Below are 23,626 nucleotides of genomic sequence, written 5' to 3'. Positions count from 1 at the left end.
CGCTGTACCACCGCCGACGTGCCGGGGGCGACGGACGCAGGCGGGGCGTCGAAGATGTGCTCCGTGCCCACGGCCCGGCACCCTGCTTCGATGCGGCGAATTGTCGCGGCGTCCAGGTGAATGCTGCCCCGGCCGACGGCTCGACGCGCTCAAGGTTGGACCACCACCCAACCCTGTCCGCGCCTTGGGCACCAGACCGCCAGAACCTCCTGTACGGCTGCGGGAAAGCGGCAATCACCCGCGCGGCATCGATTGCGCGAAGTTTTCACGTCTTAGTAGCCACGTATCGTCGAGTTCTACGGTCGTGTCGATTCGGTAACCCGCACGATCCAGCATGACGAGGCCGATGGCGATGACGCCTTCGAGCAGCGCCTTGAGTGGCTGATTGTTGGACCTTTCGTATCGGGCGAGCAGCTCTGTTGTGAACACGGAGAACTCGTTCGCGTCCACTTCGCATTCGTCGTCGATGATCCTTCCCAGTCCGGGGTTCCGGGAGAATTCCTCACCGATTCCGTTCGCTGTGGACAGGAAAAGCCTGGCGACGCTGTTCGACGGATTCCATACGTCCTGCTCGTTCAGTCGAAAGAAGCAACTCACTCGGTCCACCTCACCACTGCTTCTACCTCGGGGTTCCTTTGGCGCCACGCCTCGACGGCAGATTCCACGGCAGCCTTGAACGTGGGCGTAGCACCTGGTTCGGTGAAGTGTAGGCCAATCGGAGAGTCCTCCCATCCTTCCAGGTGTGACCGGGCCCGGATGTACGAGTCCAGCTTTTTGTTGACGTGTTTATCGATCCAGGGTTCGATTCTCATGTGAGGATTTTGCCCCGTTGCTGTTTTCTCCTCCCAGAGCGTCCCGTTTTCTATCCTGTCGATGTCGGTGATAGTGTCCGACCAATTCGATGGATTGTCGACAATATAGTTCGTGTCCCCGTTCACCGGTGGACGCTGGCGATTGGAAGCTCCGTCCTCCGGGCACGGCGCCAGCCCCAGAGGGTCTCTCCACGTGTGCGGGTTGTGAACGTACGTAGCCGGGTTCGGAGACGGCGCCAGCCCCAGTGGATCCTGGCTCAGGTACCGCGCTGACTCCGGGTCGTAGTACCGGAAGTAGTTGTAGTGGAGGCCCGATTCCGGGTCGAAATACTGGCCAGGGAAGCGGAGTGGGGTGTACGCCGTGGCGTTCCGGTTCCACGTCGTCGTTCCCCAGAGCGATGGACGGGTGCGCCAGGCCAAGTCGCCTGATTCGTCGATGAGTTCCGTCGGCGTGCCGATGAGGTCGGTGACGATGGCGAAGAAGCGTTCGTCGGTGGAGTCCGGGCCCGTGCGGCGTTCCGTCTGGGTCAGGGGGCGTAGGCCCGTGTGGTCCCAGGTGAGGGTGATGTCGGCCGTCGTCTGTTCGCAGAGGGTCGTGCCGTCCCAGGTGAAGTGGACTGTCTCCAGCGGGGATTGCTTGGATATGCGGCGGCCCAGGGGGTCGTACGCGTACCGCCAGACCGTGCCGTCCGGTGTTGTTACCGCCGTGAGGCGGTCTTCCGCGTCCCACTCGTAGCGCCACGTGTCCGGTTTGCGGGAGAGGCGGGTCTTCTGGCGCAGGACGGTCCGGCCCTGGGCGTCGTGTTCGTAGCGGACGGATCCCGCGCTGGTGATGCGAGTGCCCTGGTAGGCGCGTGCGCCCGCCGCGGAGTGGGACGGGTGGGTGGTCGGCCAGGACGCTTGGGTTTGGTTGCCGGCCTCGTCGTAGGCGTACTGCTCCGTCCAGTCGCGGGCGTGGACCGCCGTGACGCGGCCCGTCGCGTCCAGGTCGAAGCTGCGGGCGCCGGAGAGTTCGTCGGTGATGCCGACCAGGCCGCCGTCGGCGCGGTACGTGTACGCGCGGTGCTGGAGCCTGTGACCCGAGCCGCCCGTGACCTGCTGCGCCGCGAGGCGGCCCATCGGGTCGAACGACGAGGTCACGGCCGCGAAGTCGCCTATATGGCAGGTCGTTTCGCGGCCTAGGGCGTCGTGGGTGAAGGCCAGAGTCCGGCCCGAGCTCGTCAGTTCCGTTCGACGGCCCGCCGCGTCGTACGACCACGAGCTCGTCGAACCGCCCGGCGTCGTCCGGCCCGTTCGCCGCCCCACCGTGTCGTGGGTGAAGGAGAGCGTGCGGCCGTTGACCGTCTCGGAGACGAGACGGCCGTAGCGGTCCCGGAGGCGTTCCAGCGTCGCGTCCGGGCTCGTCGCCGTCGCCAGTTGGTCGAAGACGTCGTACTCGTAGGCGGTGAGTGCCCCTTCGGCGTCCTTGCGGACGATACGGCCCAGGCTGTCGCGGTCGAAGCGGATCGTCTGGCCGAGCCCGTTCGCGCGGGACGTCAGACCGCCCGCCGCGTCGTACTCGTAGCTCAGCGGCCGGTCGTCGAAGTCCGTCTCCGTGGCCAGTCGGCCCGCCGGATCGTAGGCGTAGTCCCAGGTCAGACCGTGCGGGTTCGTCACCCGCGTCAGTCGCAGGTTCGTGTCGTGGGCGAAGGCGTACCGGACTCCGTCCGGGCCCGTGCGGGATGTCAGGAGGTCGAAGTCGGTGTACGTGAAGCGGGTCGTGCCGCCCAGGCCGTCCGTGTGGCTGAGGCAGTTGCCCTCGCCGTCGTGCGTCCAGGACTCCACCGTGCCGTCAGGCGCGGTGCGCCGGGACGGGCGGCCCTCGACCGTCCACTCCAGACGGGTCGTCGCGCCCAGAGGGTCGGTGATCCGGACCGTACGGCCGAACGCGTCGTGTTCGTAGCGGGTCGTGGATCCCAGTGGGTCGGTGATCTCGGTGGGCAGGCCGCGATCGTCCAGGACCAGTCGCGTCGTGGCGCCGAGTGCGTCCGTCATCGACGTGAGTCGGCCCCACTCGTCGTACGTGAACTCCGTCCGGGCTCCCGACGGGGCCGTCACCGACGTGCGGTTGCCGCGTTCGTCGAAGGTCTGGTGGGTGGTGTTGCCGTCGGTGCCGGTGATGCGTGTGGGGAAGCCGTTGGCGTCGTATTCGGCTCGCGTCTGCCGGCCGTCCGGGCGTTCCAGGACCGTCATGCGGCCCTGCTCGTCGTAGGTGGAGCGGCTGACGTGGCCCAGGGGGTCCGTCCGTGACAGCAGGCGGTTGTGGCGGTCGTACGCGAAGCGGGTGACCGCGCCCAGTGCGTCGATCTCGGCGACCACCTGGGAAAGGTCATTGATCAGGTACCGCTGGGTGTGCCCCAGGCCGTCGGTGAGGGTCGTGACGCGGAGTCCGGCCGCCGGGTCGACGTCGTCCCAGGTGAAGGTGGTTTCCAGGTGGCCGTTCGTGCCTGACTGGTACGTGCAGCGGTCCTGGTCGTCGTAGACGTAGTCGAAGCGGCTTCCGTTGGTGTCGGTCCACGAGGTGATGCGGCCGTGTTCGTCGCAGTCGAAGCGGACGGGGCGGCCCGAGGAACCGGTGACCTCCGTCAGGTGGCCGTCCGTGTAGCCGTAGCGCAGGATCTCCTGGTCGGAGCCGTCCGCCGCCCCACCCGCGAGGTGGAGGCCGGTGACGCGGCCCCCGTCCGTGGTGAGCTTCAGGTGGTAGCCGCCGTGGTGGACGATCGACGTCGGGGCGCCCGACTCGTCGTACTCGAAGGTGATCCAGCGGCCGTTGCGGTCGTCGATCTGGGCCAGGAGCGCGAGCCCGTCGCCGTGGTCGGTGAAGTGCCAGACCTTGCGGGTGTCGGGGTCGGTGATCGTGTAGCCGTCCTCGACCCGGTCCAGTGGCCACCGCCGGCCGTGGGTGGGCATGACCGGCACCCCGGGGGCGGGATGGGGATAGGCGAGGAGGCTGCCCTCGTCGCAGCTGAAGACGATGCCTTCCGAGTCGATCTCCAGCCGCTGGTCCACCGTCGACGACCACGCCCGGCCGAACCAGCCGCCCGAGCGGCGCGAGGAGTCGAAGCCGCGGCGGAAGACGAGAGGCAGCGAGCCGGGCAGGGCGATGTCGGTCTGTGGCAGCAGCATCCGACCCGTGGCGATGTCGATGGGATCCCGCTCGCACCGCGTCTCCTTGCCCGTCTTGCAGGTGCTGGGCGGGTTCTTCTCCTGGTCCGCGCGGCTGCCGTCCGGCTTCGTCCCGTCCGGCTTCTTCCCCTCGGGCAGGTGCTTGGTGCCGTTCCTCAGGCCGGCGCGCAGGCCTCCCCGCACCACCCCCGCGCCCTTCGTGCCGATCAGCTCGGGGAGCAGCCGGCCGAGGAACTCCGACGGGTCGCCCTTCACCGCGTCCCAGGCGTTCTTCAGCGCCCTGTCCGGGTTCGCCAGCGTGGACGTCAGGCCGGCGAGCGTCATGTTGACGCCCTTGTAGTACTCGGCCGGGTGGGTCAGGTTGTACGGGTCCACCGGGTTCACCGCGCGCACGAAGTTGAGCAGCCCCGCCGTGCCCTTGACGACACCACCGCCGAAGTGGGCCAGCTCGATGCTCTGGCCCATGTTGTAGTCCGCCAGCTCGAGCGCCGCCCTGTCGCGGCCCGTCGGCACCTTCGGCGCGTGTGCCAGCGCCGCACTGACGGCCGCCTTCGCGGTCTCCGCGGCCTCGTTGCGTGCCTTCCGCGCGTCGTTCAGGACCTCCCGGGCACGCTGCCGCTTGGCCTGGCCGGGGTCGGTGAAGGTCCCGGGGTCGGGCAGCGGACTGTCCCCGGTGCGGGCCGCGTTGTAGGCGTCGACCTTCTTGTTGTACGCGTCGACGGCCGACGTGGAGTCCTGGTCGCCCTCCTTGTACAGCGCGATCGCCTCACGCGCCTTGCCCTGCGCGCTCACGATCGCCGTGGAGTACGTCTCCAGCGCCTTGGCCGCGTTCTCCATCGCGTCCGCCGCGTGCAGCCAGTCCGTCGGCAGGGTGTGGAACTCCTCCCGGAACGCGTCGGCGGCCTCGCCCTTCCAGTGACCGGCGTCCAGTTTCCTCATCCCGCCGCCGACCAGGTCGAACGCCCGCTGGAAGTCCCGCAGGTTCTTCACCGCCGCGGCGATCTTCTCCGGCTTGCCGTGGACGAGTTCGTCGGCGTCCTCGGTCTGCCCGAGCTGCTGCTCCCCGACCTCCGCGCCGAGCGAGGACGCGGTCCGGTCGCCCCAGTCCTCGACGGCGTCCGCCCAGTCCCGCGCGCCCAGGCTCTCCAGGCCCTGACCGGCCTTGTCGGTCACATAGTCGACGCCCTCGCCCAGGCCCTCCTTGGCCTTGTCGATGCCGTCACCGACCTTGTCGATCCCCTTGTCGACCAGCCCGCCCCAGTCCACCATCAGCGGTTCTCCCCCCAACGCGGCTGTTCGGCCTGGTCGATGGTCGCCTGGTCGGGATCGAGCAGGTCCCTGAGCCTCCGGTCCGCCTCGTCCCGCCGCTCCGGGCCCATCGCACCGGAGCGTTCCAGCCCGTCGAGCATGGAGTCCTCGACGTCGTACGCGGTGTTCTTCCAGTTCTGCTTGACCTCGTCGTGGGCGTCGCTGAACGACTCCGGGCTCCAGTCCGCGCCGTCCCACATGTGCTGGTCACGGACCGTGTCCCAGCGCATCTCCTTGACCTCGTCCTCGGACAGGTGCGGGTTCCCGTTGAGGGAGTTCACGCCGATCTTGATCGAGTCCTTGATGTACTGCTCCTGCTCCGCGAACGACCCCGCGGACAGGCCCACCGCCTGCGCGAACCCGTTCCCCTGCCGGGTCAGCGCGCGGACGCCCCACTCCCACCGTTCACAGAACGTCTCGAACTCCGCCGTCAGGCCGCCATGCCCCAGCTCAAGCCCGGACAGGGCCAGATCGGAGAACCCGCGGCCCGTCGACGCCTGACCGACGAAGCCGAGCTCCTTCAGCTCGGCATGGGCCAGGTCGATGCCCTTCGCTATCGCCGCCAGCGCCGCCGCCGGCGCCGCGAGATCCGGCTCATTCCCGCTCATCGTGCCCCCGCTCCCCTATCCCCTGTCCCCTATCCCCTGTCCCTCCGAGATCCACCGCCACCTCGTCCGGGACGATCCCCGCCACCGGCGGGAACAGCGCCCCGTCCGCACTGCCCGCGTCGAGGGCGACCCCGCCCGGCCCGGGCAGCATCGGCACCATCACGTCCAGCAGCCGCGCACCCAGAACCGTCCGGTACGTCCACTCCCGCGCCGCTTCTCCCCGCGCGACCGCGAACCGCGCCAGCGCCTCCTCGTCCGAGAACGCGCAGATCCACCGGACTCCGTTGAAGTCCGCGCTCCACAGGCTCCCGGAGTCGTCGAACGGCACGAGCACGGCCGTACGCCGGAATTCGCCGAGCAAACGCGCGAATTCTCGCCGCGCCACCGTTTCCTCTTGGCCGGCCGCCTTGGGCCGGGGCTCCGGCTCCGGCACGGCCCGCGCGCCCGGGCCTCCCGCGAGAGCCGCCCCCTCCGGTGCCTCCGCCGATCCGTCCGCCAAATCCGCCAGCCTCGAAACCTGTCGAGGCTCCGGTATGCCGTCTCCGTTCTCCGTCACTCACGCAGCGTGCCACGCGCCCATTCACACGAGCAACGAACAAAGACCCGAGCCCGTCAGGTCGGGCCGTCGGCGTCGAGCCTCGGGACGGCGGCCGGATCGCAGACGGGTTGCCCAGGCCGAGCCAGCTCCACGACGTTCGAGCAGCCGTCACACGGTGCGCGGCGGTGGGGTCAGGGCCGCGCGGAGTGCCGGGGTCAGTACGCGGCGCGTCTCGGACGGGGTGAGGGCGGCGGGGGTGGGGAGCGGGTTGAGGTAGCGGGTGTAGATGAGGCCGCCGAGGATGGTCACCACGGCCGTGGCGCGGGCGGTCGCGTGCCGACCGCCGAGAAATTCAACAAGCCGGGCCAGCAACTCGTGTTCCAGGTATTCGCGGATCACCTCGGCGGCCTCGTCGCCCTGCGCGGTGAGCCGGCGGAAGTCGGCGTCCTCCCACAGTTCCGTCACCGCGTCGATCAGGCGGCCGGGGAGAGTGGCCGGGTCGCCGCCCAGGACGTCGTCCACCGCGAGCGCGTTGGCGCACTGGAACTGCATCACGTCCGCGAACAGGCCCTTCTTCGAGCCGAAGTGATAGGCGATCAGCGCGGGGTCGACCCCCGCGAGCCCGGCCACCGCCCGCAGGGTGGTGCGCCGGTAGCCGCGCTCCAGGAACAGCGCACGGGCCGCCGAGACGATCGACTCGCGGGTCGGCGGTTTGCCTCGGGGGCGGCCTCGGGTGCGGGCGGGGGCAGAGGCGGCGTTATTCATCAGCGTTGAGCCTTCGTTTCGTGATCGGCACAGTCAATGGCGTTCCGACAATCACACGAAGGGATGGCTCGCCATCATGCGTATCGCAATATTCGGCGCCAACGGACCGACCGGCCGCCACCTCACCGACCAGGCCCTCGCCGCCGGCCACGAGGTCGTGGCCGTGACCCGCCGGCCCGGCTCCCTCCCCGAACGGCCCGGTCTCACCGTGGCCGTCGCCGACGCCACCGACCCGGCTGCTGTCGACGCCGCGCTCGGCGGGACCGATGCCGTCCTGTCCGCGCTGGGTGCCCGCTTCAGCAAGGAGACCATCACCACGTACTCGGCGAGCGCCCGGGCCATCACCGAGGGCATGGCCCGCCACGGCATCAAGCGGCTGCTCGTCGTCAGTTCCAGCATCGCCGACCCGAACTGGCGCCCCACCGGCGCGCACTTCTTCAACCACGTGCTCGACCCGCTGGTGAACCGGCGTCTCGGCCGCACCCTCCACGAGGACATGCGTCGTATGGAGGCCGAGATCCGCGCCACGGACCTCGACTGGACCTTCGTACGGCCCTCGGGCCTCTTCGAGCACCCCGCCGTCACGGACTACCGCACTGCCGAGACCAGCGCCGACGGTGTCTTCACCGCCCGCTCCGACCTCGCCGCGAGCATGCTGCGCGAGCTGGAGGAGCGGCAGTACGTCCGAACGGCCATGGGCGTCATCACCACGGCAGTGAAGCCGAACATCGCCAAGCTGATCTGGAACGAGGGCGTGAAGAAGAAGTGAGCCGGACGTCGACCATCGAACTCACGGGCGGCATGCAGGGGTTCCTCACCCGCCCCCACACGGCCACCCTGACCACCCTCCGCCCCGACGGCACCCCGCACGTCGCCCCCGTCCGCTTCACCTTCGACGCGGCCACCGGCCTGGCCCGGGTGACCACCCGGGCGGGGGCCCGCAAGGCCCAGAACGTGGCAGCAGCCGGCCCGGTGGCCCGTGTCGCGCTCTGCCAGGTGGACGGCTTCCGCTGGGCCACCCTCGAAGGCCGGGCCACCGTCACCGACGACCCCCTGCGCCTGGCTGAGGCGGTCCGCCGTTACACCGCCCGCTACCGAGCGGCCCCGCCCACCCCACCTGACCTGGCCGTGATGGAGATCGCCGTCGACCGCGTCCTGAGCCTCAACCTCTGACTCCCGGTACGAGTCCCCGGTACGAGTCCCCGGTACGAGTCCCCGGTACGAGTCCCCGGTACGAGTCCCCGGTACGAGCCCCCGGTACGAGTCCCCGGTACGAGTCTCCGACACGAATTCCCCCGCCTCCGTTGAATTTCCCGCATCCCCGAAAGCGAAGTGACACCGCCATGCCCACCATCCCCGTCCTCGACTCCACCCTCCACTACCGCGAGTCCGGCGACCCTGACGGACTGCCGTTCGTCTTCCTCCACGGCAATCCCACCTCCTCCCACCTCTGGCGCAACGTCCTGCCGGGTGTGGCCGCGCCCGGTCGCCGCCTTCTCGCCCCCGACCTCATCGGCATGGGCGACTCCGGGAAGCCCGACCTCGCCTACTCCTTCGACGACCACGCCCGCTACCTCGACGCCTGGTTCGACGCCCTCGGGCTCGACGAGGCCGTCCTCGTCGGCCACGACTGGGGCGGCGCCCTCGCGTTCGACCGTGCCGCCCGCCTCCCGGGCCGCGTCCGTGGCCTCGCCTTCACCGAGACGATCATCAAGCCGCTCGTCGGCGACGAATTCCCGGCAGCCGGGCGGGAGCTGTTCACCCTCCTGCGCACCCCCGGGGTCGGCGAGGAGATGATCCTGGAGAAGTCGCTGTTCATCGAGGGGCTCCCGGGCACGCTCGCCACCCCGCTCGACCCCGCCGACCTGGACGTCTACCGCCGCCCGTTCCCGACCCCACAGAGCCGCCGTCCGGTACTGGCGTGGACGCGCATGATGCCGCTGGACGACGAGCCGGCCGACGTCGTGGCACGCGTCGAGCGCTACGACGCCTGGCTGGCCGCCAGCCCCGAAACCCCCAAGCTGCTCGCCGCGTTCGAGCCGGGACCGGGTGCGATGACCGACGAGGGCACGGTGGCCTGGTGCGAGGAGAACATCGCCGGCCTGGAGATCTCCCGCCACGGGGTCGCCGGCCACCACTCCCCGGAGGACCGCCCCGAGGAACTGGCCGCGGCGATCAACGACTGGGCCGACCGCCACGGGCTGACGCGCCGGTAGGTGTCCTCGCCGAGTGCCGAGTGCCGAGCGCCGAGCGCCGAGCGCCGAGCGTCAGCCGCGAGGCCGACGAGGCGGCCGAGGCCCGTGTAACGAAAGGCGGTTGGTCCGTGAGGCGTTCAGCCGGACGCGCAGACGCGGCAGCTCCCCGGTTCGGGGGCTCGGTAGGCGCGGTCGCAGGTGTCGCAGTTCTGGAGGGGGTGCCGGGCGGACGGGTTCTCGGGGGCGGATCGGAAGGGTGGCAGGGGTGGGAGCTGGGCGGTGAGGCGGTGGGCCAGGAGCGCGGCCGGGCGGTGCAGGGGTTCCTGCGGGAGGCCCGTGGTCAGGGCTCGGTGGACGGCTTCGGGGGTGAGGTCGCGCTCCAGCCAGGCGGCGACACCCGGGACGAGGTGTTCGGCGTCCGTGGCGGAGATCAGGAGCCGCGGGTCGGTGCGGCGGAGGCCGGAGAGGACTCCGAGGGCGGTCTGGAGGAGGTCCGGGGCGGGGTACGCGGGCTGCGGTACGGACGGCAGGGCGCGGCGGCGCTGCGGTTTCTCGGCGGCCCGCCGGGGCCGGGGCGGGGGATTCGGCTCGGTGGGCTCGTCCCCGGCGCCCGTCCGGCCGGGCTGGTTGCAGGAGACCGTACGCGTGACGATGTGGCCCTCGTCGGTCCGTACACGGGTGCGCCGCAGGTAGCCGTGGGCCTCCAGTTCGCGCAGGGCTGCGGCGATCCGCGTCTTTCCCTCGGGGAAGCGTGCGGCGAGGCTGCCGATGTCCACCTGGGCGCCGTTCGGGAGCGACTGGATGTGAAGGGCCAGGCCGATGGCCGTCAGCGACAGGGCGTCGTGCTGGGCGAGGTGGTTGCCGACCACCGTGAAGCGGGTGGTGTGGCGGGTGTTGTCGTGGATGACGCCGCCGTAGCGAGTGCCCCCACGGGCGCCCCGGGAAGGGTGGTTTTTCCCGTCGTTACGGGACTTGGCGCGCAGGTGCACGCTAGTGTTCTGGCTATCCATTCGGGAAGGGCCTAACTTCCTTGATGGTCAGGCCCTCGCATTGGGATTCGCAGTCCCGGCGGGGGCCGACGCATGTCAGCGGTGATGTGGCGATGCGGTGACGTGTGATGCGGTGACGTGGTGTGTCGCGCTGAGCGTAGATCAAGCAACCCGGCTCAAAGCCAGTCGACTTGGTGTTTTTCACCCGAGCGAGTGAGTCCGGCCTGCGCGGGGCGGAGGGGTGGGGCTTGGCTCGGTTCCTTTCTCTCTCTTGTCGTGTTTGAGGAGACCGTCCGCCGCACCGAACCCCGCATTCCTGGAGTTCGGTGACCCTTCCTTCTTCGCAGGTCAGGGGCGTGGCAGGTCGAGTTCGGCCCATACGGTCTTCCGGGGTACGGGACCGAGCCCGACGCCCCACCGGTCGGCGAGCGCCTCGACGAGAACCAGCCCGCGTCCGGAGTCGCCCTCGGGGCAGGGTGGTTGGAGGCGGGGGAGGTCCTCGGCCCGGGTGTCCGTCACCTCGATGCGCAGGACGCCTTCGTGGCCGAGGAGCGCGAGCCGGAAGCTTCGGCCGGCCACCCGGCCGTGCGTGGCGGCGTTCGTGGCGAGCTCGGCGACGACCTGCGTGGCGGTCTCCGTCACGCCGTACGGCACCTCGTGATCCCGCATCCACTCGACGGCGAGCAGGCGTGCGAGCCGGGCCCCGCGCGGCGTGGGTGACAGGAGCACGCTGAAGTGGCGTGTGGGTGAAGGGACTTGGGTGGTGTTCTGCTGATTCACGTCACCGAGCGTGGCCGCCCCCGGCTACCGTGAACAGTGACGGCGCCGATGCGTAGAGTCACTGTCCGGAGCTTGTCCACTGCTGTCCAGGCTGTCCGGACCTTCCTCAGGGGTAGGGGCATCGCGCCATGAAGGGGCGAGGGAAGGGTGCGGTATGTCGGTGGACGGTGGGGCGCAGCGGCTCAAGACCGAAGCGGACGAACCAGGGTGGGAGGTCGACCCGGACGACGACTGGGGCGTGGCCGTAGTCGCCACCGTGGGACGGCAGTTGAGGCTGCGGCGGGAGGCCGTGGGGATGCGGGCCGCCGAGCTCGGGGCGGCCACCGGCTACGGCGAGGACCTCATCTACAAGATCGAGAGCGGGAAGCGGATCCCGCGACCCGAGTTCCTGGACAAGGCGGACGAGGTGTTGGGGGCGGGTGGGCTGATCTCGGCGATGAAGGAGGACGTCGCGAAGGTCCGGTACCCGAAGAAGGTGCGGGCCCTGGCGAAGATGGAGGAGCGGGCGGTTGAGATCCAGCTCTACGACCCGCTCAACATCCACGGCCTCTTGCAGACGCCGGAGTACGCGCGCGGGCTGCTGTTGATGCGACGCCCGGCGTACACGCAGGACGACGTGGAGCGGATGGTGGCCGGTCGTGTGGCCCGGCAGAGCATCTTCCAGCGGGATCCCGCCCCTGAGCTCAGCTTCGTCCTGGAGGAGTGGACGCTTCGTCGCCCGCTGGGCGGGCGGAGTCTGCGACGCCCCCAACTGGAGCGTCTGCTGGAGGTAGGACGGTTGCGGAACGTCGAACTTCAGGTGATGCCGATGGACCGCGAGGAGCATGCCGGTGTGGACGGTGGCATCGAGGTGCTGAAGTTCGATGACGGATCGGTGGTGGGGCGCTCTCCGGTTGTGGCCAACGGGCGACCCGTGACCGAGCGGAAACAGCTCCATATCCTGGAGTTGCGGTATGGCATCATCCGGGCTCAGGCCCTCGCTCCGCATGAGTCGACCGCCCTCATTGAGCAACTGCTGGGAGAGACATGATCAGCAACACCTCGGCCGGGGACGCCTCCGAACTGGCGTGGTTCAAGAGCAGTTACAGCAGCGGCAGCGAGGGCGACTCCTGCATCGAGGTCGCCTGGCGCAAGAGCAGCTACAGCGGTGGCACCGACGGTGAGTCCTGCGTCGAAGTCGCCGCCACCCCCGCCACCGTCCACGTCCGCGACTCCAAGAACCTCGGTGGTCCCCAGCTCGCGCTGACGCCCACCGCCTGGGCGGGGTTCGTCACGTACGCGTCCAACTGAGCCGCCACGCCCAGATATTGAAATGGTGCATGGCGAGTTGATCACCTTCAGTAGCCTGCCGCCGGCGGTCTGAGTCATCCCGTCATCTCGACCGGATACCGCATTGCAGGAAGGCAGTCATGCGCATAGCCCGAAGGTCCCTCTACCGACCCCTCATGGCACTGCTCGCCGCCGTGGGGATCACCGTTCTGACCCCGCTCACCCCGGCGTCGGCGTATGAGACCGCCCCCTTCGAGATGAGGAACCAGGGCAGCGGCATGTGCCTGGACGTGCCTGGCGGCACGGGTGTGTGGGGTACTCAGCTCGTCCAGTGGCCCTGCAACGGCGGGGACAACCAGAAGTTCACCTTCTACTACATCAACAACATCCCCGTGCTGCGCAACAAGGCCACCGGGCTGTGTGTCGACGTTCCGGGTGGGTCCGGTGCCAACGGCGCCGCCGTCGTCCAGTGGGATTGCAACGCCGGCAACAACCAGCGCTGGTTCCTGTCCGGCCCGCAGAATTCCGTCTACCACAACACGGCCAGCGGGAAGTGCCTGGAGGTGGCGGACTGGCGCACTGACGCGGGCGCCCCGGTCCGTCAGTGGGACTGCCACAGCGGCGCCAGCCAGCAGTGGGTGAGCTGACCGAAGAGGCCAAAGGGGCGGTGGGGAAAGGCGGATGCCTCTCCCCACCGCCCCGTCCGTCTTCCCGTCTGCCCGTCCGTCCGTACGATCGTCGACTCCGATGGTGTCGCAGCGGTCAGGACCGCATGAGGAGGTGTCATCAGCTCAGTCGAGACCCTCCTTTGCGCGCCCGGCCCTCCGCCAGAGCACCGTCATCCCGAGCGTCAGGATGCCCAGGGCCGCGACCACGACGGCGACCTTGATCGCGCGGTCCAGCAGCAGGTGGTGCAGGAGGTCGGGCGACTGTGCCGCGAGGCCGGTCATCGCCGGCCACCCTGTCGCCGCGATCGGGACGTACCGCTCTGCCTGTCCTCGAACCGTCGGGCGGCGGCACGCAGTCCGACCCTCACCACGGGGTCCGCGTAGCGGCGCACTTCGTCGAGCCTGCCCTTGCGCTTGAGGGTCAGGGCGATGGCGAAGACCACTAGTGCCAGCACCACGAGGCCGCCCGCGATCAGGCGGAGCCATGCCCAAGTACGTAGACCCGGACGCTCGCCGCCGCCTCGTCGTCGACGCGTTGTTCCGAGTCGTCGTCCGAGACGGCCTGCAGCGCACCTCACTGCGAGCCGTCGCCGACGAGGCCGAGCTCAACATCGGCTCCCTGCGCCACTACTTCGCCAGTCAGCAGGACCCGATGCGGTTCGCGATGCAGTCGATGCTCGACCGGGTCGGCGGTCGGCTGCTCGAACACGTCGAGCGGATCGGAGACCTGGGCAGCCGCCCCCGCGCCGAACAGATCGAGCTCGCAGCCGGGCTTCTGGCCGAGCTTCTGCCGCTCGACGAGCACCGCCGTGCCGAAGTCGCCGTCTTCCTGGACTTCAACGCCGCCGCCCGCACCAACCCGGCCTTCGGCGACCTGTCCCGCCAGGCCGCCGAAGGCACGAGAACGCTGATGCGCCGCGTGCTCGCCCGGCTCGACACGTCAGGAACCCTGCGCCCCGGCCTCGACCTCGACATTGAGACCGAGCGGCTGACGGCGCTCCTGGACGGACTCGGCCTCAACGCCGTCCTGCACCCCGAGATCCTGTCCGCACAGGCATGTGTCGACGTGCTGCTCACGCATCTGGGCGATCTGTCACTGCCCATGGGGACTCCGGACACGGAGCACTGACCGCAGCGCCCTGGTGAACGAAGGCCTGACGTGCAAAGGCCTGACGTGCACAGGAACCCACAGCCCGCTCCCACGTTCCTGACAGGCGTGGTTCCTAGGGTCCTCGCCCATGAGCGAAAACCAGAAGCACAGGCGGGACATGACCCGGCGGCGGGTACTCGTCGCGGGTGGTGGGGCCGTGGTCGCGGCGGGGATCGGTGCCGGGATCGTCTCCACCGCTTCGGCGGACGGAGCTGCCGGGAAGAAGCCGGCCGCCAAGCCGACGGCCACGAAGCCGACGGCCGGCGAGGCCTGTTACCGGCTGACGTCGGAGACGACCGAAGGGCCGTACTACATCGACGCGGACAAGATCCGGAAGGACATCACGGAGGACCGGGAGGGCATCCCGATGACCGTCCGCCTCAAGGTGATCGACTCCGACACCTGCAAGCCGCTGCGGGGCGCCGCCGTCGACATCTGGCACTGCGACGCGCTCGGCATCTACTCCGGGTACGAGAGCCTGAGCACGGGTGGTGGGGGTGGGGCTCCTGGAGGCGGTACGCCCCCGACGGGTGCTCCTCCCACCGGGACCCCTCCCACCGGGACCCCTCCCACCGGGACCCCTCCCACGGACGCTCCCACCGGTACGCCCCCGACCGGTGGCCCGGGCGATGGCGGTGGCGGCGGCGGACACGAGGAACCGACCGACGACAAGCGGTACCTGCGCGGCACCCAGCTCACCGACAAGCACGGGTACGTGGAGTTCCGGACGGTCTTCCCCGGCTGGTACCGGGGGCGTTGCGTGCACGTCCACACCAAGGTGCACGTCGGCGGGAAGATGACGGCGACCGGGTACGAGGGCGGGCACACCTGCCACACGGGCCAGCTCTTCTTCGCGGAGGCCGCCGTTCTGGACTCCGCCGAGGTCGCCCCGTACTCCACGAGCACCACCGAGCGGACGACCCTCGACTCCGACACCATCTACCCCGGCAACGGCGCCGAGGGAGGCCTGCTCACCCTCAAGTACCCCAAGGGGAAGATCGCGAAGGGCGTCGTCGCCACGCTGACGATGGGCGTCGACCCGGACGAGACCCACACGGGGGCCGATGCGGAGACGGAGGACTAAGAGGCCTTGATCGGTGCGGCGGACCTGGCGGCCTGCTCGATCTTCGCGCAGTGGGCCGCACGGGCTTCCTCGTCGATCTGCTGCTCGTGTTCGGGGCGCAACCCGGTCCGGCCGTCGAGGCCCTCGCGCAGGATGTCAGCGTGCCCTGCATGCCGGACGGACTCGCCGAGGACATGGACCAGGATGGCGAACAGGTTCGTGTCCGCATGAGGCTCCGGCCACCACGGCACGTGGCCGGGGGCGTCGAGGGGAAGCGCGCTGATCGTCGCGTCCGAGTGTTCCCACGTGCGCCGGTAGAACCCGAAGATCTGGTCGCGGGTCTCGTCCTCGGTGGCCCACAGGTCGCTGCCGTCGGAGTCCTGCCACCGGGGCAGCGGTTCCGGGGAGGGGCGGTGGAAGACCTCGCCGAAGTACCTGGCCTCGACGTTGGCCACGTGCTTGACCAGGCCGAGGAGGTTGGTCCCGGTCGCCGTCAGAGGTCGACGGGCGTCGTATTCGGACAAGCCGTCGAGTTTCCAGAGCAGCGCCGTGCGGTCGCGCCGCAGTCTCCCGTGCAGGTTGTCCTTCGCGAATTCATCGATCATGCGGCATGAGCCTGCCACGGGCTGCTCGTGACCTCAAGATCGCGTACGTGGTCCACGTTCCACGTGAGACGACCTCTAAGCGCAGATGCGCTTGAACTCACTCGCACCCGGCCGGGCGCGGAACTTCACCTCATGGCCGGAATCGTCGGTGAAGACGGCCTCCGTCTCGGACTTCAAGGTCATGGTGCCGCGCTGGGTGGGGTTGTCCCACCCGTCGGGCGGGTTTCCCGAGCCGTCGGAGAGGGGGGTCTCCGCTTCGAAGTAGGTCGAGTCGATGCGGGCCTCGTCGATTCCGCAATGCGTATAGAGCTCGAAGGGAATCGTCCGGCCGGACGGTGTCGCCCGGACGACCTCTGCGTCCTCGTCGGCCATGGCGCAGCCCGTGAGCACCCCGGCGACAAGCGCGAGGGTGGAGATGGCCCGTCCTGCTCTCTTCGTCATGGCCTTTCGACGTCGAGGCCGATTCGGCGGTTCCACAGGAACGGCATACTGGGCGCCACCCAGAATGCGGCCGGAAGCAGATAGCGTGAAATCCGACATACTTCGCATCGGTACAAGCCTTGCGGCTGTCACCGTGACGGCGCTCGGCCCGTCCTCGTGCGGGGCGGGCGACCCCGTCGTCACCCCCAAGGCCGTCACTCATTCCCAATTGGTCGGCCGATGGGACGGAGAGCAGCAATGCGGATCGCCGATGCTGCGGCTCCGTGACGATTACACCTTCGTCAGCAAGGACTTTCCCGTCCAATGGGACGGGCCCGTGCCGGACTCGCAGGTGACACGCCGTTCGTCCGACGGGAAATGGCACGGGGTCAACAAAGACCCCGGCCTGTCGCCCTATCTGGTACTGCGGTTCAACCATCACCACGACGTCCAGTTTCTGCACTTCTATCTGGAGCATGGAGAGCTGCGGGTAGACGGAACCGTCTACGCGGACGGCGGAGACCCCTATCCCTACGAGTGTCACTACCGGCGCACTTCAGCCGACCCTGAGGCCAAGAGCGGTTCTTTCGGATCCGACCCGCCGAAGGAAAAGGCCTAGCGGAGCCCGTCCCCACCGCAACGGTCGCACACGAGACCTGAGAGGTCCCCGGGAGACGGCTCCCCCTCGCAGTCTCGGAGGAGAATCAGGCGAGGCAGAACTCGTTGCCCTCGATGTCCTGCATCGTGATGCACGACTCGTTGTCGTCATCGGCGCGCTGCGTCAGCACGTGGTTCGCGCCGAGCGCCATCAGCCGTGCGCATTCGGCCTCAAGTGTGGCCAGGCGCTCGTCACCCACGAGCCCCGTGCCGACCCGCACATCGAGATGCACCCGGTTCTTGACGACCTTGCCTTCGGGAACCCGCTGGAAGAGCACGCGCGGGCCCACACCCGAGGGATCGGCGCACGCGAAGTAGACCTCGTCCTCAGGCGGCAGCGAGCCGTGGTACTCCTCCCACGTGGCAAAGCCCTCCGGGACTGCCGGTACGACGTACCCCAGCACCTCGCACCAGAAGGCGGCGAGGCGCGCAGGTTCCGCGCAGTCGAAGGTCACTTGGAACTGCTTGATCGTTGACATCGGCGCACGATAACAGGGGCCCTGCTCATCTCCCCGGGCGGGTGGAACCACACGTTGCCGGGAGGACGGCCCCTGCCATCCGCCCCGCGAGCCCGGTGATCTCCTCCACGGTCCCACCCGGCGCGAGCGTTTTTCGCGCGGGCCGTCACACTTCCCGGCGCCGCTCCGTCAGTGCAGTGTCCGGCTCGGTCGAGGCGGATACGGGAGAGGCTGAAGGAGCCGTCGCGATGTTCACCGAGATGTCCACCACCGCAGTCGTCGTCACCGCCGTCGCCGCGTTCATGGCCGGGTTCTCCGCCGCAGCGATCTTCTTCAGGGCCGCGTTCGTCGTCGAGCCCCTCGCCCAGTACGGCGTTCCGCAGTCGTGGTGGAACTGGCTGGGGGCCGCCAAGGCCGCCGGGGCCGCCGGGCTCGTCGTCGGGTTCTACGTGCCCGTGATCGGGACCCTCGCCGCGATCGGGCTGATCCTGTACTTCGCCGGCGCCGTCATCACCATCGTCCGGGCCCGCTCGTACGGCCACGTGCCCTTCCCGCTGGTCTACATGGCCCCCGCCGTCGCCGCCCTCGCTCTGACCTGGTGACCCACGCGGAAAAGGCCGCCAGCCCTGTGAGACAGGGGTGGCGGCCTTCGCCGTACGACAGGGGACGTCAGTCCTTCTTCGGCTCCTCCAGGCGCGGGAAGAGCACCGCGCCCTTCGTCACCGTCGCGCCCGCCGGGAGCTGCCCCCACGTGGCCGCGTCCTGGACCGGCTGCGCGGCCAGGGCGCCCAGGGACGCCTCGGCGCCCAGCGAGTCCCACAGCGCCTGCGAGGTCTCCGGCATGATCGAGTTGAGCAGGACCGCGACCGCGCGGAGCGACTCGGCGGCCGTGTAGAGGATGGTCGCGAGGCGGGCCTGGCCCTCCTCGGACTCGTCCTTGGCCACCTTCCACGGCTCCTGCTCCGTGATGTAGCCGTTGACCTGCTTCACGAAGTCGAAGATCGCCAGGATGCCGCCCTGGAAGTCCAGCTCCTCGCCGATCTTGGCGTCGGCCGTCGCGACGGCCTTGGCGAGACCCTCGTGGATCGCCTTCTCCGCGTCACCGTCGGCCGTCGAGGCCGGCAGCGCGCCGCCGAAGTACTTGCCGACCATCGCCGCCACGCGCGAGGCGAGGTTGCCGTAGTCGTTCGCCAGCTCGGACGTGTAGCGGGCGGAGAAGTCCTCCCACGAGAACGAGCCGTCGCTGCCGAAGGCGATGGCGCGCAGGAAGTACCAGCGGTACGCGTCCACGCCGAAGTGCGAGGTCAGGTCCTGCGGCTTGATGCCCGTCAGGTTCGACTTCGACATCTTCTCGCCGCCGACCATCAGCCAGCCGTTGGCCGCGACCCGGCCGGGGACCGGCAGGCCCTGCGCCATCAGCATCGCCGGCCAGATCACCGCGTGGAACCGCAGGATGTCCTTGCCGACGAGGTGCACGTTCGCCGGGAAGGTCTCCTCGAACTTCGCCGGGTTCTCGTTGTAGCCGACGGCCGTGGCGTAGTTCAGGAGCGCGTCGACCCACACGTAGATGACGTGCTTGTCGTCCCACGGGATCGGGATGCCCCAGTCGAACGTCGAACGCGAGATGGAGAGGTCCTGCAGGCCCTGCTTGACGAAGTTCACGACCTCGTTGCGGGCCGACTCCGGCTGGATGAAGCCCGGGTTCGCCTCGTAGAACTCCAGCAGCTTCGGGCCGTACTCGCTCAGCTTGAAGAAGTAGTTCTCCTCCTTGAGGATCTCCACCGGCTTCTTGTGGATCGGGCACAGCTTGGTGCCGTCCTCGGCCTCGATGAGGTCGCCGGGGAGCTTGTACTCCTCACACCCCACGCAGTACGGGCCTTCGTACCCGCCCTTGTAGATCTCGTCCTTGTCGTACAGGTCCTGCACGAACTCCTGGACGCGATCGGTGTGACGCTTCTGCGTGGTGCGGATGAAGTCGTCGTTCGCGATGTTCAGGTGCTCCCAGAGGGGCTTCCAGGCCTCCTCGACGAGCTTGTCGCACCAGGCCTGGGGCGTGACGTTGTTCGCCTCGGCCGTGCGCATGATCTTCTGACCGTGCTCGTCCGTGCCGGTGAGGTACCACACCTTCTCGCCGCGCTGACGGTGCCAGCGCGTGAGCACGTCGCCTGCGACGGTCGTATAGGCGTGGCCCAGGTGAGGAGCGTCGTTGACGTAGTAAATGGGGGTCGTGACGTAGAACGCCTTCGCCCCCTGCTTCTCGGATCCAGTGGCCGCCATGGTCGAAATCCTAACGGTCGCACGAAGATCCACTCACATCGATAAGCCCGGGGTGGAGGGACGGGACCAGGGGGAGAGGTCCGCGAAACATTCGGGCGGGGAGGATGGGCCCATGCGTGTACTGGTGGCCGAGGACGAGCGCGTCCTCGCGGAGCTCGTCGCCGTCGGCCTGCGGCGGGCCGGCTTCGCCGTCGACACCGTCCACGGCGGGGACGACGCCCTGGAGCGGCTGGGCCTGGCCGCGTCCGCGTCCGTGTCCGCGTACGAGGCCGCCGGCGGTCGGCTCGCGCCGGGGCCGCTCGCATCCGGCCCGCTTGGGCCGGGCCGGTTCGCGCCGGGCCCGTTCGCGTACGGCCCGTTCGCGCCGAGTCCGTACGACGTCCTCGTCCTCGACCGCGACCTGCCCCGCGTCCACGGCGACGACGTCGCCCGGCGGCTCGTCGCCGCCGGCTCCCCCACCCGGATCCTCATGCTGACCGCCGCCACCGCCGTCGAGGACCGCGTCGAAGGCCTCGACCTCGGCGCCGACGACTACCTCGGCAAGCCCTTCGAGTTCCCCGAGCTCGTCTCCCGCGTCCGCGCCCTGCGCCGCCGCTCCGCCCGCCCCCCGCTCCCGCCCCTCCTGGAACGGGACGGGCTGTGCGTCGACACCGTCCGGCGGACCGCCACCCGCGACGGACGGGACCTCGACCTCTCCCCGAAGGAGTTCTCCGTCCTCCAGGTCCTCCTGGAGGCGGACGGCGCCGCCGTCTCCGCCGAGGAGCTCCTCGAACGCGCCTGGGACGCCCACACCGACCCCTTCACCGGAGCCGTACGCGTCTGCATGAGCAAGCTGCGCGCCAAGCTCGGGGAGCCCGGACTCATCCGGACCGTGCAGGGCGTGGGGTACCTGCTGTGAGCTCTGCGAGCGAGTCCCTGCTGGGGTCCGGCTCCACCATCCGGACCCGGATCGCGCTCGTGTACGGGGGCGTCTTCCTCGTCCTCGGCGCGGTGCTGCTCCTCGTGGTGAACCTGCTGGTCCGGGCCGGGACGGACGGGGAAGCGGACGCGATCGTCGCGCGGGCCGACGACGCCGCCGTCGTGGAGGCGTACCGGCTCGGCGACGACATCAGAGACGCCGCCGGCCAGCAGATGCTCATGTGGTCCTGCATGGCCCTGCTCGTCATGGCCTGCGGCGCCGTCGTCGTCGGCTGGTGGACCGCCGGGCGGGTCCTGCGGCCCGTGCACGAGATGACCGCCCGCGCGCGGCGGCTCTCCGAGCGGAACCTGCACGAGCGGATCGCGGCGAGCGGCCCCGACGACGAGCTGAAGGAACTCGGCGACACGATCGACGCCCTCCTCGGACGCCTGGAGACCGCCTTCGACAGCCAGCGCCGGTTCATCGCCAACGCCTCCCACGAACTGCGGACCCCGCTCGCCACCCAGCGCGCCGCGATCCAGGTCGGGCTCGACGACGACTGCGAGGTACGGCAGGTCCTGCTCGACACCAACCGCCGCAGCGAACGCCTCATCGACGGGCTGCTCCTCCTCGCGCGGAGCGAGCGGGGGCTCGCGGAACGGGAGGACGTGCCGCTCGGGGAGGTCGTCGCGGAGGAGTACGAAGACGCGTACGTGGCGGGCGGCGGTGGCGTCGTCCGGGGAAGCCGGGTGCTGCTCGGGCAGCTCGTCCGGAACCTCGTCGCGAACGCGGTCGCGTACAACGTGCCGGGGCCGGGTCGGGGTGTGGTCGACGTGCGCGTCGAGGGCGGGGTGCTGACCGTGGTCAACACCGGGCCCGTCGTCCCCCCGGACCAGGTCGCCGGGCTCTTCGAACCCTTCCGGCGCGGCGAGGGCCGCGACCGCATGGGGCCCGGCGCCGGGCTCGGCCTCTCCATCGTGCGGTCGATCGCCGCGGCGCACGGCGGCACGGTGACGGCCGTGGCGCGGCGCGCGGAGGGCGGCGGCGGTCTTGTGGTGACGGTGACCCTGCCGGTCACCGCCACCCCTGCTTCCTCTTCCTAGAACTCCAGGCCGTCGAGCAGCCCGCGGTAGAACGCCGGGTGCGCCGTCTCGACCGGGGTCGCGCCGGGGAAGTACGCGGCGGTACGAGGCGTGCCGTCGAGCTTCCGGAGGAAGTCGAAGGCCTTGTTGTCCGCCTCGCCCCAGGCCACGAACCGCCAGTGCAGCGGACGGCCCGCCGCCTCGGCCAGCGCCTGCGTGGCGGCCGTCTTCGACTCGGGCGCGCCGTCGGTCTGGAACACGACCAGGGCGGGCCGCGTCGGGTCGGCCTTTTCGTGGTGGGCGAGGACCTCCTCCACCGCGCGGTGGTAGTTGGTGCGGCCCAGGCGGCCGAGCGTGCCGTTGATCTCCTCGACGCGGGTGGGCGTGAGGTCGGCGGGCGCGAGGTCGACGGTGCCGTCGATGTCCGTGGAGAAGAACACGGTCGTGACGGTGGCGTCCTCGTCCAGGTGCGCGGCGAGCGCGACGGTCTGCTCGGCGAGGCGCTGCACGGAGCCGTCCTTGAAGTACCCGCGCATCGAACCGGACCGGTCCACCACGAGGTACACGGCGGCCCGCGCCCCGGTCAGCCCCTGCTTCTTGAGCACGGCACCGGCGGCCTTGTAGGCGTCGGCGAGGTGCGGGGCGGCGGCCTTCACCTTGGCGAGGGGGAAGGCGGACACGGCGGCGGAATCGGTGTCCGAGTCGGTGTCCGGGTCGGTGGCGGACACGGTGTCCGAGTCGTCGTCGGCGACGGTGACGACCTCGGCTTCGGCTTCGGCTTCGACCTCGACCGGGCTCGCGTCGTCGTCGGCGGCGACCGCCTCCGGCTCCGCCGGGGTCTCGGTCGCGGGCTCCGCCGCGCTCTCCTGCTCCTCCGGAGCGTCGGTGGCGACGACCGCCTCGGCTTCGGCTTCGACCTCGACCTCGGCCTCGACCTCGACCGGGCTCGCGTCGTCGGCCGCGACGACCGCCTCCGGCTCGCCCTGGGCCTCCGGCTGCTCCTCCGGAGCGTCGTCGGTGGCGACCGCCTCGGGCTCCACCTCGCGCTCCTGCGGGGCGGTTTCGGACACGGCAGCGTCCTCCGTGACCGGCGCCGCCTCCGCCTCGACCGCTTCCGCCTCGGCGGCGGGCTCCTCGGCGGTCGCCGCCTCCGGCTCCGCCGGGTCGGCCTCGACGTCGGCCGTGACCTCTGCCTCGACCGCGACCGCGACCTCGGCCTCGACGACCTCGGCCTCGGCCTCGACGGCCTCGACCTCAGCGGCGGCCGGTTCGGCAGCCTCGACCGTGGCGGCCGGGGCCTCCGCCTCCGGCGCCTCGACGACCGGCGTCTCGGTCACCTCGACCGCCTCGACGACCGCCGGCTCCGTCGCCTCGACGACCGGCGTCTCCGTCTCCGTCGCCTCGACGACCGGCGTCTCCGTCTCCGACGTCTCCGTCGCCTCCGTCGCCTCCCCGCTCCGTGCCTTCGGCACCTGCGGGTTGTCGAACGACGCCGCCACCAGGTCGTCCGCCGCGCGCTGGGCCGCGGCTTCCTTGGTGTCCGTGGACGTGGAAGCGGACGTGTCCGTGGACGAGCCCTCACGCGTCTGGGGCGGGACGGAGGTCGCCGGGGAGTCCTCGCGGTCCCGGCCGAATACCTTGCGCAGCATGCTCCGAATACCCATGGGCGAACCCTTTCGCATGAGTGGGTGCAGTGTGAATGTCCGTACTGGGCGTTTCGGGACGTTCATCCCTGGCCAGGGCGGACACGTAAGGTTAGCGGCCACCCCCTCCCTCCTTCGTGACCCGGTCGCCCCCGGTTGCCGTGCATTCATTCGGCGTTCATTCCGGCGCCGCCCCTGTGCAGATGTGCGCACATAGCGTCGCGGCCGAAGGATGACCCGACACCATGTCGGCGCAGTGTGCGCCGGAGGAGGACG

Annotated in this window: 25 protein-coding genes; 12 read left to right on the top strand and 13 right to left on the bottom strand. The window is 69.9% G+C overall.

The window, feature by feature from the left end:
• Nucleotides 1-234 precede the first annotated feature (234 nt).
• The 5 genes from ACZ6K0_RS19995 to ACZ6K0_RS19975 all read right to left on the bottom strand — a co-directional run bounded on the left by ACZ6K0_RS19995 (nucleotide 235) and on the right by ACZ6K0_RS19975 (nucleotide 7,196).
• A complete protein-coding gene (locus tag ACZ6K0_RS19995; RefSeq protein ID WP_469576553.1) occupies nucleotides 235-606 on the bottom strand; it encodes a DUF6086 family protein in 372 nt (123 codons plus the stop codon).
• Nucleotides 594-5,246, bottom strand: coding sequence for a putative T7SS-secreted protein (locus ACZ6K0_RS19990; protein ID WP_469231165.1), 4,653 nt, complete (start codon nucleotides 5,244-5,246; stop codon nucleotides 594-596). Before ACZ6K0_RS19990 ends, ACZ6K0_RS19995 begins: the two co-directional genes overlap by 13 nt.
• A complete protein-coding gene (locus ACZ6K0_RS19985; RefSeq protein ID WP_469231163.1) occupies nucleotides 5,246-5,893 on the bottom strand; it encodes a hypothetical protein in 648 nt (215 codons plus the stop codon). Before ACZ6K0_RS19985 ends, ACZ6K0_RS19990 begins: the two co-directional genes overlap by 1 nt.
• Nucleotides 5,880-6,449, bottom strand: coding sequence for an SseB family protein (locus ACZ6K0_RS19980; protein ID WP_469231161.1), 570 nt, complete (start codon nucleotides 6,447-6,449; stop codon nucleotides 5,880-5,882). Before ACZ6K0_RS19980 ends, ACZ6K0_RS19985 begins: the two co-directional genes overlap by 14 nt.
• A 150-nt stretch (nucleotides 6,450-6,599) precedes the next feature.
• Entirely contained in the window at nucleotides 6,600-7,196 is a 597-nt protein-coding gene (locus tag ACZ6K0_RS19975) for a TetR/AcrR family transcriptional regulator (protein WP_469231159.1), read from the bottom strand.
• A 76-nt stretch (nucleotides 7,197-7,272) separates the two neighbouring features.
• Between ACZ6K0_RS19975 and ACZ6K0_RS19970 the strand changes: the two genes are divergently transcribed.
• The 3 genes from ACZ6K0_RS19970 to ACZ6K0_RS19960 all read left to right on the top strand — a co-directional run bounded on the left by ACZ6K0_RS19970 (nucleotide 7,273) and on the right by ACZ6K0_RS19960 (nucleotide 9,412).
• The gene (locus ACZ6K0_RS19970; RefSeq protein WP_469231157.1) at nucleotides 7,273-7,965 is read left to right on the top strand and encodes an NAD(P)-dependent oxidoreductase; all 693 of its coding nucleotides are present in this window, start codon (nucleotides 7,273-7,275) and stop codon (nucleotides 7,963-7,965) included.
• Nucleotides 7,966-7,997: 32 nt separating this feature from the next.
• A complete protein-coding gene (locus tag ACZ6K0_RS19965) occupies nucleotides 7,998-8,369 on the top strand; it encodes a pyridoxamine 5'-phosphate oxidase family protein (protein ID WP_376398430.1) in 372 nt (123 codons plus the stop codon).
• A gap of 131 nt (nucleotides 8,370-8,500) precedes the next feature.
• The gene (locus ACZ6K0_RS19960; protein ID WP_376397569.1) at nucleotides 8,501-9,412 is read left to right on the top strand and encodes a haloalkane dehalogenase; all 912 of its coding nucleotides are present in this window, start codon (nucleotides 8,501-8,503) and stop codon (nucleotides 9,410-9,412) included.
• Between the two features lie 116 nt (nucleotides 9,413-9,528).
• Here ACZ6K0_RS19960 and ACZ6K0_RS19955 read toward each other — a convergent pair whose 3' ends face one another.
• Nucleotides 9,529-10,401, bottom strand: a complete 873-nt coding sequence (locus ACZ6K0_RS19955; RefSeq protein ID WP_469231155.1) for a helix-turn-helix domain-containing protein — start codon at nucleotides 10,399-10,401, stop codon at nucleotides 9,529-9,531.
• Nucleotides 10,402-10,728: 327 nt separating this feature from the next.
• Complete coding sequence (locus ACZ6K0_RS19950) at nucleotides 10,729-11,160, bottom strand: ATP-binding protein (protein ID WP_376397563.1); 432 nt, start codon at nucleotides 11,158-11,160, stop codon at nucleotides 10,729-10,731.
• Between the two features lie 154 nt (nucleotides 11,161-11,314).
• Here ACZ6K0_RS19950 and ACZ6K0_RS19945 point away from each other — a divergent pair, with 154 nt between their 5' ends.
• From ACZ6K0_RS19945 to ACZ6K0_RS19935, 3 genes are all read left to right on the top strand, one after another.
• A complete protein-coding gene (locus ACZ6K0_RS19945; RefSeq protein ID WP_469231152.1) occupies nucleotides 11,315-12,190 on the top strand; it encodes a helix-turn-helix domain-containing protein in 876 nt (291 codons plus the stop codon).
• The gene (locus ACZ6K0_RS19940) at nucleotides 12,187-12,450 is read left to right on the top strand and encodes a DUF397 domain-containing protein (protein ID WP_469231151.1); all 264 of its coding nucleotides are present in this window, start codon (nucleotides 12,187-12,189) and stop codon (nucleotides 12,448-12,450) included. Before ACZ6K0_RS19945 ends, ACZ6K0_RS19940 begins: the two co-directional genes overlap by 4 nt.
• 155 nt (nucleotides 12,451-12,605) lie before the next feature.
• Nucleotides 12,606-13,076: an RICIN domain-containing protein gene (locus ACZ6K0_RS19935; RefSeq protein WP_469231149.1), complete on the top strand. Its 471-nt coding sequence runs from the start codon at nucleotides 12,606-12,608 to the stop codon at nucleotides 13,074-13,076.
• Between the two features lie 144 nt (nucleotides 13,077-13,220).
• Here ACZ6K0_RS19935 and ACZ6K0_RS19930 read toward each other — a convergent pair whose 3' ends face one another.
• On the bottom strand, nucleotides 13,221-13,379 hold the full coding sequence (locus ACZ6K0_RS19930) for a hypothetical protein (protein WP_469231147.1): 159 nt from the start codon (nucleotides 13,377-13,379) through the stop codon (nucleotides 13,221-13,223).
• A gap of 202 nt (nucleotides 13,380-13,581) precedes the next feature.
• Between ACZ6K0_RS19930 and ACZ6K0_RS19925 the strand changes: the two genes are divergently transcribed.
• Together ACZ6K0_RS19925 and ACZ6K0_RS19920 are read left to right on the top strand one after the other, a co-directional pair.
• A complete protein-coding gene (locus ACZ6K0_RS19925; protein ID WP_469231145.1) occupies nucleotides 13,582-14,226 on the top strand; it encodes a TetR/AcrR family transcriptional regulator in 645 nt (214 codons plus the stop codon).
• A gap of 109 nt (nucleotides 14,227-14,335) precedes the next feature.
• On the top strand, nucleotides 14,336-15,331 hold the full coding sequence (locus ACZ6K0_RS19920; RefSeq protein ID WP_469231143.1) for an intradiol ring-cleavage dioxygenase: 996 nt from the start codon (nucleotides 14,336-14,338) through the stop codon (nucleotides 15,329-15,331).
• On the opposite strand, the gene ACZ6K0_RS19915 is transcribed toward ACZ6K0_RS19920, so the two are convergent.
• Both ACZ6K0_RS19915 and ACZ6K0_RS19910 read right to left on the bottom strand, forming a co-directional pair.
• Nucleotides 15,328-15,915: a DinB family protein gene (locus ACZ6K0_RS19915; RefSeq protein WP_469231141.1), complete on the bottom strand. Its 588-nt coding sequence runs from the start codon at nucleotides 15,913-15,915 to the stop codon at nucleotides 15,328-15,330. The genes ACZ6K0_RS19920 and ACZ6K0_RS19915 overlap by 4 nt on opposite strands.
• Before the next feature lie 75 nt (nucleotides 15,916-15,990).
• Nucleotides 15,991-16,356: a hypothetical protein gene (locus tag ACZ6K0_RS19910; RefSeq protein ID WP_469231139.1), complete on the bottom strand. Its 366-nt coding sequence runs from the start codon at nucleotides 16,354-16,356 to the stop codon at nucleotides 15,991-15,993.
• 85 nt (nucleotides 16,357-16,441) lie between these two features.
• Here ACZ6K0_RS19910 and ACZ6K0_RS19905 point away from each other — a divergent pair, with 85 nt between their 5' ends.
• Entirely contained in the window at nucleotides 16,442-16,954 is a 513-nt protein-coding gene (locus tag ACZ6K0_RS19905) for a hypothetical protein (RefSeq protein WP_469231137.1), read from the top strand.
• Nucleotides 16,955-17,039: 85 nt separating this feature from the next.
• Here the strand turns inward: ACZ6K0_RS19905 and ACZ6K0_RS19900 are convergent, their stop codons facing one another.
• On the bottom strand, nucleotides 17,040-17,471 hold the full coding sequence (locus tag ACZ6K0_RS19900) for a VOC family protein (RefSeq protein WP_469231135.1): 432 nt from the start codon (nucleotides 17,469-17,471) through the stop codon (nucleotides 17,040-17,042).
• 227 nt (nucleotides 17,472-17,698) lie between these two features.
• Between ACZ6K0_RS19900 and ACZ6K0_RS19895 the strand changes: the two genes are divergently transcribed.
• Nucleotides 17,699-18,052 (top strand): DoxX family protein, encoded by a 354-nt coding sequence (locus ACZ6K0_RS19895; protein ID WP_469231133.1) that lies wholly within the window; start codon nucleotides 17,699-17,701, stop codon nucleotides 18,050-18,052.
• Between the two features lie 67 nt (nucleotides 18,053-18,119).
• Here ACZ6K0_RS19895 and metG read toward each other — a convergent pair whose 3' ends face one another.
• Nucleotides 18,120-19,727, bottom strand: coding sequence for a methionine--tRNA ligase (metG, locus tag ACZ6K0_RS19890; RefSeq protein WP_469231131.1), 1,608 nt, complete (start codon nucleotides 19,725-19,727; stop codon nucleotides 18,120-18,122).
• Nucleotides 19,728-19,839: 112 nt separating this feature from the next.
• Between metG and ACZ6K0_RS19885 the strand changes: the two genes are divergently transcribed.
• Nucleotides 19,840-20,625 carry a response regulator transcription factor gene (locus ACZ6K0_RS19885; protein ID WP_469231129.1) on the top strand — a complete coding sequence of 262 codons (786 nt, stop codon included), beginning with the start codon at nucleotides 19,840-19,842 and terminating at the stop codon, nucleotides 20,623-20,625.
• Nucleotides 20,622-21,728: a sensor histidine kinase gene (locus tag ACZ6K0_RS19880; RefSeq protein ID WP_469231127.1), complete on the top strand. Its 1,107-nt coding sequence runs from the start codon at nucleotides 20,622-20,624 to the stop codon at nucleotides 21,726-21,728. Before ACZ6K0_RS19885 ends, ACZ6K0_RS19880 begins: the two co-directional genes overlap by 4 nt.
• Here the strand turns inward: ACZ6K0_RS19880 and ACZ6K0_RS19875 are convergent.
• Nucleotides 21,725-23,356, bottom strand: a complete 1,632-nt coding sequence (locus tag ACZ6K0_RS19875; protein ID WP_469231125.1) for a VWA domain-containing protein — start codon at nucleotides 23,354-23,356, stop codon at nucleotides 21,725-21,727. The genes ACZ6K0_RS19880 and ACZ6K0_RS19875 overlap by 4 nt on opposite strands.
• Nucleotides 23,357-23,626: the final 270 nt, after the last annotated feature.

Source organism: Streptomyces sp. NPDC042346 (assembly GCF_055581845.1).
Note: the sequence above shows the minus strand (reverse complement) of the source record. Positions and strands in the feature narration are given on the sequence as shown.